The 11,277-nt window shown below is 65.5% G+C and carries 10 protein-coding genes and 2 pseudogenes; 1 reads left to right on the plus strand and 11 read right to left on the minus strand.

Annotated elements, in window-relative coordinates:
• The 4 genes and pseudogenes from TY51_RS08080 to TY51_RS08095 all read right to left on the minus strand — a co-directional run.
• Positions 1-391, minus strand: a pseudogene (locus tag TY51_RS08080) (hypothetical protein); the annotation flags it as partial.
• A 32-nt stretch (positions 392-423) separates the two neighbouring features.
• Positions 424-1,404 carry a glycosyltransferase family 2 protein gene (locus TY51_RS08085; protein ID WP_052649952.1) on the minus strand — a complete coding sequence of 327 codons (981 nt, stop codon included), beginning with the start codon at positions 1,402-1,404 and terminating at the stop codon, positions 424-426.
• 568 nt (positions 1,405-1,972) lie between these two features.
• Entirely contained in the window at positions 1,973-2,413 is a 441-nt protein-coding gene (locus tag TY51_RS08090) for a pyridoxamine 5'-phosphate oxidase family protein (RefSeq protein WP_042248167.1), read from the minus strand.
• A gap of 183 nt (positions 2,414-2,596) precedes the next feature.
• Positions 2,597-2,845 carry a hypothetical protein gene (locus TY51_RS08095; RefSeq protein WP_042248145.1) on the minus strand — a complete coding sequence of 83 codons (249 nt, stop codon included), beginning with the start codon at positions 2,843-2,845 and terminating at the stop codon, positions 2,597-2,599.
• 249 nt (positions 2,846-3,094) lie between these two features.
• Between TY51_RS08095 and TY51_RS08100 the strand changes: the two genes are divergently transcribed.
• Positions 3,095-3,763: a DUF1236 domain-containing protein gene (locus TY51_RS08100; RefSeq protein WP_042248171.1), complete on the plus strand. Its 669-nt coding sequence runs from the start codon at positions 3,095-3,097 to the stop codon at positions 3,761-3,763.
• A 278-nt stretch (positions 3,764-4,041) separates the two neighbouring features.
• On the opposite strand, the gene TY51_RS20225 is transcribed toward TY51_RS08100, so the two are convergent.
• From TY51_RS20225 to TY51_RS08135, 7 genes and pseudogenes are all read right to left on the minus strand, one after another.
• Positions 4,042-4,572, minus strand: coding sequence for a hypothetical protein (locus tag TY51_RS20225; RefSeq protein ID WP_052649955.1), 531 nt, complete (start codon positions 4,570-4,572; stop codon positions 4,042-4,044).
• A 608-nt stretch (positions 4,573-5,180) separates the two neighbouring features.
• On the minus strand, positions 5,181-6,917 hold the full coding sequence (locus TY51_RS08110; protein WP_042248149.1) for a SulP family inorganic anion transporter: 1,737 nt from the start codon (positions 6,915-6,917) through the stop codon (positions 5,181-5,183).
• A gap of 15 nt (positions 6,918-6,932) precedes the next feature.
• A pseudogene (locus TY51_RS08115) lies at positions 6,933-8,605 on the minus strand (TIGR01244 family sulfur transferase).
• A 33-nt stretch (positions 8,606-8,638) separates the two neighbouring features.
• Positions 8,639-9,523 (minus strand): MBL fold metallo-hydrolase, encoded by an 885-nt coding sequence (locus TY51_RS08120; RefSeq protein ID WP_042248152.1) that lies wholly within the window; start codon positions 9,521-9,523, stop codon positions 8,639-8,641.
• A gap of 29 nt (positions 9,524-9,552) precedes the next feature.
• A complete protein-coding gene (locus TY51_RS08125; protein ID WP_042248155.1) occupies positions 9,553-9,765 on the minus strand; it encodes a DUF2892 domain-containing protein in 213 nt (70 codons plus the stop codon).
• Between the two features lie 79 nt (positions 9,766-9,844).
• Positions 9,845-10,522, minus strand: coding sequence for a Crp/Fnr family transcriptional regulator (locus TY51_RS08130; protein WP_156117955.1), 678 nt, complete (start codon positions 10,520-10,522; stop codon positions 9,845-9,847).
• Between the two features lie 323 nt (positions 10,523-10,845).
• Positions 10,846-11,277: LysR substrate-binding domain-containing protein (locus tag TY51_RS08135; protein WP_042248162.1), on the minus strand; the 432-nt coding region annotated here is incomplete at its 5' end.

The raw sequence follows: 11,277 nt of genomic DNA on the forward strand, positions 1-11,277 counted from the left end.
GGTCCAGCACGTCGGCGCCGCTGGCGAACAGCTTCTGCCCCCGGATGATCGATCCTTCGATCCGCGCCGGATCGGGACCGTCAGCGCCCCAGATGCCGTACAGCGCCCCCTGGGCCACCGGCCCGGTCGGCCCACCATGCAGATGCAGCAGCTTGACCGCGTTCACATGCCCCTCGAACAGGCGCCCGGCCGACAGGTTGGCGCCTCCGACCTGCTGCAACGCGTCCAGCAGCACAAGCGGGTCACGCGGGTGATGCGCCAGGGTCAGGCATTGCGCCAGCAACCCGCTGTCGCGCAGTGCCGCGGCCAAGGCGGGACCGGACGGGCCGTCGGCCCCGTCCTGCGGGGCATCGGCGATCATCCGTCGGGCTTGGTCGATGACGCAGGTCATTCGGCCACCATCGCCGCCGGGTTGCCGCACCATCACGCGAAATCCGGATCGACGGTCCCGTCGACCAGCATCGTCAGGTCCTGCAACCACGCCTCCAGATCAGAGGCCCGCAGATGCGGTCCGGCAGAAACGCTGCGGTCGGGATAGGCGCGGACCTGCCCGGACATCGCGTCGGCCCACATCCTGCGCAGGGTGTCCGGCAGGATCATCGCCTGATCGGCCAGCGGATCGGTGTCCTGCATCCGGTGACGCAGACAGGCGGCCATGCCGCCAGCAGCACGACCCTGCAGCCGCCCGGACACGCGCGCCGTCATGTCGGGCGAATAGTGGACGCGCAGCCCATGCGCTTCGGCACGAAAGACCAAGGCGCGATCCTCTCCGAAATCCAGCGCGGGCAGGCCGCCGATGGCATGATAGCAATCGGCGCGGATCGCCATCGAGGCGCCGGATTCCATATAATGCGGGGGTGCCGACATCAGGGACTGGCGCCCGGCCACCTGGTCCAGCCGGTGACGGACGCGGCGCAGCAGGTCACTATACGCCTCCTCGGCCCGGGTGATGCGCGCGCCCGACGGCGTGGCCAGCACATGCGGGACATCGGCGGTGATCGATCCGCAGACCAGATCGGCGCCGGAGCGGGTGGCATCCAACGCGGCCCGGATCCACCCAAGTCCCGGAATGGCATCGGCATCCGTCGTCATCAGCAATCCCCCCGGACCTGCGGCCAGATCCATCGCCGCACGCCGCGCCTTGCCGGCACTGGCCGTCGGCACAGGAAAGGCGACGATATGCACCGACACCTGCAACGCGGGGCTGAAGAACGAGCGGGCGATCTGTTCGCTGGCATCGGTGCAGTTGTTGGCCAGCACCACGGCGGTGACGGGCAGATCACAGTTCGACGCGGCCCCCGCGAGCGCGTCCAGCAGACGGTACAGCCGTTCCGCCTCGTCACGCACGGGGATGGCGATCGAGACATGCGTTATCGCGTCCGTGGCTTCAGGCCGGAATGTCATGGTGATCCGTATGTTGTCATCGCGCGCCCATGCGGTGTCCGTTCGGAAAAAGGCTGGTCATGGCAGTGAGGTCCCGGCCGCCAACTCCAGAGAGAAGGCCAATGGCCTGTCCAGGCATCAGGCAGAGGCAGGTGTGGAGTGGCTCACGCATGCATCGCGCCACATCGTGCGGGAAAGCCGGGCAGTAAACCGACCAGATGTTTGTATGTCGAACTGTCAAACGTGAACGGTTCGGTTCCGTTCCAGCATCCGGGCCTGATAAAGATCACGTTCAGCACTTTGAAAATGCATGATCGATAACGCCCTTGCCCGTGACGATCACAAAGGCGGACCGCGCCAAGGTGTCCGTGCGTTTCGCGACCGCTGCGGCTGACGCCTTAAGGAGGCGCACGACCAGCGTGACTTATGAAACCGTAGCGGCGGGTGATAGAGCCTTGTTCTGTCTATCTTTGGAAACTGGTGAATCGCCGTGCCATGAACAAGATGGCTCAGCGACCCGCTGCCTTTGCTAGATGTCTCCCTGGCGCGTGCAGACAACAGGCGTGACTCTTGCCACAACACCGCCTCTTCAGACGGAAGGGGTCACCTCCCCCTCTTCCTCGCCGTCCCAATAGTTGATCCGCACGGCATGAACCTTGATCAGCGCAATGCCGGGCGTATCGATTCCCTGAGGGAACCAGCGATCAAGGCCCTTGGTCCAGTGCTCTGCGAACACCGCCTTGTCGCGGATGATGCTTGCCTCGCCCTCGACGGCAACGAACAGTGGCGGTGCGCCCAGAATTCCCGCGCGGCCCTGAAAGGACAGGGCGACATGCCGGTCCCGCTCGATATCCGACACGGTGCGCGTCTGCTCATAGGTGAAGTAATAGCTGTCGCCGTCCCACTCGACGTCGGCGTTGTTGCTCATCGGACGGGTAGCCAGCTGGTCGCCCTCGGTCCGCGTGGTCAGCATGGCAAAGTCGATCTTGCCCATCGCCTTCGCGAGGTCGGCTATCGTTTTCTCGGACATGTCCATCTCCTGACTGCCAATGCGGCGTCTGGAGGGGAACGCTTGGCATCGTGATCCGATCCATGAGCTATCCGCTGTATTTCGACGCTTGGTCCGCCATCACCGTCACACGGCCATCAGCGCATATCGAAGTTTGTACCGGCCGGTCGCCGATCTGGCCGCCTGCCGTAAAGTAGCCTCGCGCTACCGCGGAACCTTTGTCCACAAGTACCGCAGGTCAAGCCGAGGGAACTGCTGCTCTATATGGCGGCCCCAGAAAGCGCCGGCAACGGGCGCGTGGGGGTGATCGGGGTCCAGCCCATAGTCGATCTGGGCGATACGCTCGACGGGCATGTGAAGCGTGTAGCGCAGGAGCAGGAACTGCTCCAACCATGCGTCCTCGTCCTTGTTCGTGAACAGGTCCGGGCGCGGAACGGGTTCGCTGTCGTGCATGTCCGGGTGACCTCGCTTGTCGTGACAATGATTGTTTCCCATTCCCCGCTTCGGTGCAAGGTGCCTGCCGGGCGCGCGGCATCATCCGCGCGCAAGATCCTACTCTTGTGATCCGCCGTTGTCCGATCGGACGGATTTCCACAGTTAGGGTCCTGCTGCTGACGCGCTTTTCCACCGGGAACCGGACGCCGTGGGGGCAGGTTTACAAGACATCATCGGGGCATCTGCCCCTTGAGATCGGAGATCATCATGAAACCGCATCTTGTCCCTGCCTTCATCACCGCCATGGCCTTTGCCGGGGCGGCATCCGCACAGACGATGGCCACGGTCTCGACCGACCTGAACGTCCGCTCCGGCCCGGGGGTGCAGCACGGGGTCATCGGCGCCATCGGCGCAGGCGACGAGGTCTCGGTCCTGGGCTGCATCGACAGCGCCAACTGGTGCCAGGTCAATGGTGATGGCTTGGATGGCTGGGCCTATGGCGACTATCTGACCGTCAAGGCGGGCGACGAGGTCGTGTCGCTGTACCCCAACCGCGAGACGGTCGGCGTGACGATCATCGAGGCACCGGTCGAGGATCCGACCACCGGGCAGGACGCCGCCTTGGGCGGCCTGGGCGGTGCGGCCATGGGCGCGCTGATCGGCGGGCCGGTCGGCGCGGTCGCGGGCCTTGCCATCGGCGGCGCGACAGGCGCGGCCGCAGCCGAGGAACCGACGACCGAAGTCACTACCTATGTCACCACGAACGCGGTCGATCCGATCTATCTGGACGGCGAGGTCGTCTTGGGCGCAGGAATCCCCGAGAATGTCACCATCTACGAGATCCCAGACCAGCCGGGCTATCGCTATGCGCAGATCAACGGCCAGACGGTGCTGGTGAACCCTGACGATCGCCAGATCACCTATATCTTCCGCTGACGATGGCACCTGCCTATGGCCGCGGGTGTCGTGGCAGACATAGCTGATTGATCTCATCCCTATGACCGGACGCTGAATGCGGCTGGTCATAGATTTTTTCAGTCTGCATGACTTGGGACATCACGTTGAAACTGGTCCATGCGCCTTGGCGCAGTCGGTAAGCGACATGACCGCAACTGCGTTGTCACAATCGCAGTATGACCCACGCGACGCCGCTCTCGAACCGCCTCAACGCCCGATCTTGGCACTGCGCCCCCGCGAGAGGGCACAGTCTGTCGTCACATCGCGGCAAGCTGGTCGACCGCTGCCTGACACGCGGCCTCGTCCCCTGTGGCCAGCGCGGTCTGGGCTTCGGCAATCAAGGCATCGCGGTCCGGCGTGGGTCCTGTCGCATCGGCCTCCTCCGCGGCGGTCGGCTGGCCGTCCTGTTGTGCCTGGACATCGCTGCCCGACATGGCGACGGCCGTTCCCGGCTCTGCGTCCGTCTCCTCCAGGGGGGCCAGCGAGCCGTCCTTGGCAATCCCGTCCGACGTGCCACCGTCCCCTGTATCGGCTGCTGGCATATCCGACGCGGGTTCAGCCGCCGTGTCGGCGGTATCGGACTGCGCGCCATCGCCAGCCGGCTGCTCCAGCGGGGCCAGTGATCCGTCCTTTGCGATACCCTCTGCATCGCCTTCCGGCGTGGAACTTGCCCCGGCCACTGCGGCAGTGTCTGTAAAGCGCGCCAGATCGGTCGCGCAGTCCGCCTGCGCCATGCCGGCAAACGCACCGATGGCGCAACTGGCCATCCAGATCGTCGAATACTTCATCGCTCGTCTCCCATGATCCGTCTCCTCCTCAGAAGACGTAACGAAGCGCGTGCGGGTGGGCGATGTTCCTGCCAGTGAACTATAACGTTTGCTAATCGATGACAGCTGCGGATGATCCGGTCAGTCGATCCACTGGTCAGGTGAATGCGCGCAAGCCACCTGAAACGCCCACAAATGTTTGGCTGGACTCACGCCGCGTCTTGATAACGCATCCGATCTCAGCTGAACTTGCCTGCGCAATTCGCAGTTCACGATCCTGACACTCATCACCCTGTGGGGGCTGAATCGCTGACGTTTGATTGCAGGGTTCTCAAAACATGAGCGCATTGCTGTGTTCCCTGAAACGCTATCGATGAGCAGGTCTGACGGCACCAGCCTTTGACGGCGCGCGGCGTCTTCAGAACCACCGGTTGACCACCTTGCGTCACGGCCGCCTTACGCCGCGTCTGGATCCAAAGCGGTGATTTGCTTCCAACCGGAAGGTATCGGTAGATGTCGCAGGTCACTTGCATCATCGGCTTCAAACAAACTGTGGTGCGATATGGAGCAGGTTAACTGGCCGCCCCGCACAGGGAATACGACACCGCCATCATGAGCATTGACGATGCCTATCGCTCGCTGCCGATTTCGGCATCGCGCGTTCTCAGGGCGTCCCAGGCATCGTATTGCGACAGGAACACCCGGCCCGTCAGCTGCTGCAGGAAATCGCAGGTCTTCAGGCGGTCCATGACCGGCCCCTTGACCTCGGACAGGTGCAACGTGACGCCCATCGTCTGCAGGCGGTGGGCGATCGCCTCCAGGCTCTCCAGCGCGCTGAGGTCGATGTCGCTGATGGCCGAACACATCAGCACCACATGCTTGACGTCGCAATCGGGCGTCACGCGGTCGGCGACGTAATCCTCCAGAAAGCGGGCATTGGCAAAATAGAGGCTTTCGTCGATGCGCAGGGTGACGATCGCGGGATCGGTCTGCACGTCATGGCGCAGGATGTTGCGGAAATGCTGGGTGCCGGGGACCAGCCCGACCTCGGCCACGTGCGGACGCGAGGACTTGTGCAGGTGCAGGCCGATGGAAAGAATCACCCCGGCAGAAACCCCCGTCTCGACCCCCAGGCCCAGGGTCAGCAGGATCGTGGCCGCAACAGCGATGAAATCCGCGCGCGAGAACGCCAAGGCCCGGCGCAGGATCGCGACATCGACCAGCGACAGCACCGCCACGATGATCGTCGCGGCAAGCGTGGCAATGGGCAGGTAATGGATCAGCGGCGTCAGTGCGACCGCGGCGATCGCCAGGCCGATGGCCGTGAACGCCCCCGCCGCGGCGGTGGCAGCCCCCGCGTCGAAATTCACCACGGACCGCGCGAAACCGCCGGTGACCGGCATGCCCCCGGTGAAGGCCGCGCCCAGGTTCGCCGCCCCCAGCCCGATCAGTTCTTGGTCGGGGTCGATGCGCTGGCGTTTCTTGGCCGCCAGCGTCTGTGCGACCGACACCGATTCCACGAACCCGATGACAGAGATCAGCGCAGCGGGAACCAGCAGAATCCCGATCAGGTCGCCCGACAGCGGCGGCAGCGTCAGCGGCGGCAGGCCCTGCGGCACCACGCCCACGATGCGCACGCCCATCCGGTCAAGGCCCAGCCCCCAGACCGCGACGGTGCTGACCACCACGGCCAGCACCGGCCCGGCCTTGGTCGCGATGTCCGCCGCGCGCGCGCCCAGGCCCATGCGGCGCAGCAGCGGCCGCAGCCCGCGGCGGACCCAGAACAGGAAGGCCGTGGCCGTCACGCCGATGCAGACCGTGATCGGGTTGACCTGCGGCAGGCCGCGAACCAGCGACACGATCATTTCCGGCAGGGTATGGCCCCCGGCACCGATGCCCAGGACATGGCCCAGCTGGCTGGTCGCGATCAGGATGCCCGACGCGGTGATGAATCCCGCGATCACCGGATGCGACAGGAAGTTCGCCAGGAACCCCAGCTTCAGCACCCCCATCACCACCAAGATCGCCCCCGACAGCCCGGCCAGCGTCAGCGCCGCCGCGGCATAGCCCATCGTGCCCTGTTCGGCGATGGCGCCGATCGCCGCCGCCGTCATCAGCGACACCACCGCCACCGGCCCCACCGCCAGCGTCCGGCTGGTGCCGAACACAGCATAGAGGATGATCGGCGCGATCGAGGCATAGAGCCCCGCCTCGGGCGGCAGCCCCGCCAGCAGGGCATAGGCCAGCGATTGCGGGATCAGCATGATCGTCACGATCACGGCGGCCAGCAGGTCGTCGGACAGGGTCTGGCGGTCGTAATCGCGGCCCCAGGTCAGGATCGGAAAATAGGCGCGGATAGGCTTCACAGGCGGGGTCCGATCTTATGAGGCAGTGATCTTGTGAGGCTTGGCCATCCATTCATGGCCGCGCAGCATGCCGCGCCAATAGACCGGCGGCAGGATCCGCTCCTTGAGCAGCCATGCCAGGCGGCTTGGGCGGGTGCCGTCGATCAGCGCCTTGGGGAAACTGGGCAACAGTTTGCCCCCATAGCCGAATTCGGCCAGCACGATCCTGCCCCGCTCCACCGTCAGCGGGCAAGAGCCATAACCGTTGTAATCCGCGCAAGCCGGACGGCCGTCGATATCGGCCGCGATGTTTTCCGCCACCACCGGGGCCTGCATACGCGCCGCTGCCGCCGTCTTGGCGTTCGGGGCGTTCATCACGTCGCCAAGCGACCAGATGTTGTCATGGGTCTTGTGGCGCAGGGTCGCCTGGTCGACATCGACCCACCCGGCCGCATCCGCCAGGGCCGAAACGCGGATGAAATCGGGTGCGGTCTGCGGCGGCGTGACGTGGATCATGTCGAAATCGACCTCGATCCGCTCCACCGGCGTGTCGGGCGCCGCGGCGTCGAACCACGCCTTGCGGGCGGGTCCGTCGATCTGCACCAGGTTGTAAAAGAAGTTCAGCGTTGCGTCGTATTTCTTCACGTATTCCATCAACGCAGGGACGTAATCCTTGACCCCGAACAGCACGCCGCCCGCATTCATGAACTGGATGTCGATGTCCTTCAGGGCGCCGCTGCGGTGCCAGGCGTCGCCCGACAGATACATTGCCTTTTGCGGGGCGCCGGCACATTTGATGGGCATGGGCGGTTGCGTGAAGATCGCGCGGCCCCGCTTCATCCTCTGCACCAGCTGCCACATATAGGGCGCCAGATCATAGCGGTAGTTAGACGTGACCCCATGATGGCCAAGCGTCTCGACCAGACCGGGGATGCGGTTCCAGTCCAGCGCCAGCCCCGGGCAGACGACCAGCCGCTTGTAGCCCACGACCAGGCATCCCTCCAGGATCACGGCATTGGCGGCAGGCTCGAACGCCGCCACCGCGCCCTTGATCAAGGTGACACCCGCCGGGATCAGCGAGGCCATGCGTTTCGCCGTCTGTTCGGCGGTAAAGACGCCCGCGCCGACCATGGTCCAGCCGGGCTGATAGGAATGCACATCGGCCGGATCGATGATGGCGATGTCCAGCCCCGGCTTTCGCGACAACAGGCTGGCTGCAACCGAAATCCCTGCCGCCCCCGCCCCCACGATCACCACGTCATGGGTCGCATCGGGCCGGGCCACGGGCGTGCGTCCACCATTGGCGATGCGGCGGATCACGCCGGACAGGTCGTATCCGACGGCCTTGGTGGCCCCCAGGATCTGCGGCAGGGCCATGTCGTCGGCCTGCGCCAGCGACCACAGCGTCGCGGACCGCGTCCCCGACCGGCAATAGGCCAGCACCGGCCCCGGCATGTCGCGCAGGGCAGCCCGAAAGGCCGCCACGTTGTCGTCGCCGACCATGCCCCCGCTGATCGGGACATATCGCGCCTGCATCCCGGCATCGTGGGCTGCGGCTCGATCTCGGCAAAGGTGGGCTGGTCGGCGCCTTCGCCGTCTGGGCGGTTGACGATGATCGCGCGATAGCCCCGGGCCTTCAGCGCGGGGATGTCCTGCGGGGTGATCTGGGGCGAGACCGCGAATTGCGGCGAAAGGGTCCTGGGGTCCATCTGTTCCTCCCTGAACGTCCGGGGATGGCGGGGTCAGAGGCCGTTGACCGGCACCTTGAGCATCGGGCGCCCATCCTTGTCGGTGGGCATGACGCCCGCACGCATGTTGACCTGCAGCGACGGGATGATCAGTTTCGGCACCGCAAGCGTCGCGTCGCGTTCGGTGCGAAAGGTGACGAATTCTTCGCGCGTCTTGCCGCCGCCGACATGGATGTTGTGGGCGCGTTCCTCGGCCACGGTGGTCTCCCACCGGATCTCGCGGCCGTTGGGGCCATAGTCGTGGCACATGAACAGCCGCATCGCGTCGGGCAGGGCCAGCACCTTCTGGATGCTGTCATACAACACGCCCGCATCGCCGCCGGGGAAATCGGCCCGCGCCGATCCGCCGTCAGGCATGAACAGCGTGTCGCCTACAAAGGCCGCATCGCCCATCACATGGGTCATGCAGGCGGGCGTGTGGCCGGGCGTGTGCAGGGCCACGACCGGCATGCCACCCACGTGATAGATATCGCCATCCTTGAACAGCGCGTCGAACTGGCTGCCGTCACGCTGAAATTCGGTGCCCTCGTTGAAGATCTTTCCGAACGTGTCCTGCACCACCATGATTCCGTCTCCGATGCCGATCCTGCCGCCCAGGGCGGCCTGGACATAGGGGGCGGCGGACAGGTGGTCGGCATGGACATGCGTCTCGATGATCCATTCCAGGGTCAGGCCCTGGTCGCGGATATGGGCGATGATCGCATCCGCATGGTCATAGGTGATCCGCCCCGCGGCATAGTCGATGTCCATCACCGAATCGACCACCGCGCAGGCGGTCGAACCCGGATCGCGCACGACATAGCTGATGGTGTTGGTGGCCGGATCGAAGAACGGCGTCACCTGGGGCGTGACGGACATGTCGATCGGATAGTCGGTCATGATGGTCCTCATGTCGGGAAAGGGCGGGATCAGCGGCGGCAGGTCCGCATCCCCAGCAGCGTGTAAAGCGGGCAGACCCTGACGGCCGCGGTGGCCATCAGCACGACGCCCGCGACGATCGCCACCGCGCGGGGCAGGCCGCCCTGGAACGCGGGCCAGCCGCTGGCCAGCGCCACGAGGATCAGGGCCGCCCCCAGCACAAGGCGCAGGGTCCGGTCGACGGGTCCGATGTTGCGGGTCATGGCACGATCCTTATGCTGGCTCTGGACCGTGATACAGGCTTTCGCATCGCCGGTCGGTGATAAGATCACCAAGCCGCGGTCAGGGGCGCGACCCGCTGCCGTCCTGCGCCGCCAGCCGTTCGATCCCGGCGATGTCCAGCAGGTCGATCACGCCCCGTGCCTGCCCGATCCAGCCGCGCCGCTGAAACTCGCCCAGCTGGCGGGAAATCACCTCGCGCGCCGTGCCCAGTTCCGCCGCCATCTGCTGATGGGTGGCCCTGATCTGGCCCGTGTCGCGGGCCAGTTCGATCAGCTTTTGCGCAAGGCGGATATCCAGCCGCTGAAAGGCGATCTCCTCGATCACCATGAACAGGTCGGACATGCGCCGGGCATAGGCGGTAAAGATGAAGGTTCGGAAGTCGACCGACCGTGACGCCAGATCGTCAAAGAGCGCCCGGGGGATCGCCGCCGCGCGGATGTCGGTCTCGGCGATGCCCTCGGCCGAGTAGGCCTCATGGGCCAGCAGGCAGGCGGTGGTCATCACGCAGCTTTCCCCCGCCGCCACGCGGTACAGCACGATCTCGCGGCCTTCGTCCGAGGTCTGCTGGACCCTGACCCGGCCGTCCAGTAGCAACAGCAGATGCTCGGGCGGTTTCCCCGGCCCGAAGATGACCGTCCCCGCAGGAACCGACACGACAGCACTTTGAGTCAGCAGGACCTTGCGCAGATCCGAACCAAGCCGGGAGAGACCGGGAAACTGAAGCGTCCAATCATCCATCCGACAAACCATAGTCGCGGATGGTCCGTCCTGCCACATGCAACTGGCCGCGCGCCTTTCAAAGCACTCGGCGGATGAAATCAGCACCGACAGGCTCTGCTGCAGATTTCTCAGGAACACTCAGTCTTGAGGTTCAGGATCCGGAACGACGTCAGCGGCGACGTCCCGGAAGGAAGTCCGTCCCCGGGCCGCATATGCACCATTGGATACGCCCCCCGTTGCGCGCGAATGAACTCTCAGCCGCGGTTCTGAAGGGCCGCCGCCGATGGCACGGCATCCACCTCTCTTGATCCGGGACCCCAACCGCACCGATCCGCCGTCCTTCAGGGCGTGCCTTCGCAAAGCGACAGCACGTCCGCCAAAAGCGGGTTCGGAAAGCGGCGGTGCTGCGTGACGGCGTAGAACGTCTCGCTGATGCCCGCCAGTCGGGCGGCCTCGACAAGCGTCCCGGCGTCCAGTTCGTCCCGCACGACGATGGGTGGGATCACCGCGATCCCCGCCCCCTCGCGCGCCAGCAGGCGCAGCATCGCCATGTCGTCCGCCTCGGCGGCGATCAGCGGCACGATGCCCATCCGGGCGGCCATCGTGTCGAAATCGGCCCGCAGCGCCGTTTCAGGCACCGGCAGGACCAGGGGTTCCGACCGCAGCAGCTGGGCCAGCGACCGATCCTTGCCCACCAGGTCCGGCCGTCCGATCAGGCTGACCGGCTGTTCGGCCAGCCGATGGATCAGCCACGGGCTGGCGGCATCGCGGGC

Origin of the sequence: Paracoccus sp. PAMC 22219 (genome assembly GCF_000787695.1) — a bacterium.
Lineage (GTDB): Bacteria > Pseudomonadota > Alphaproteobacteria > Rhodobacterales > Rhodobacteraceae > Paracoccus.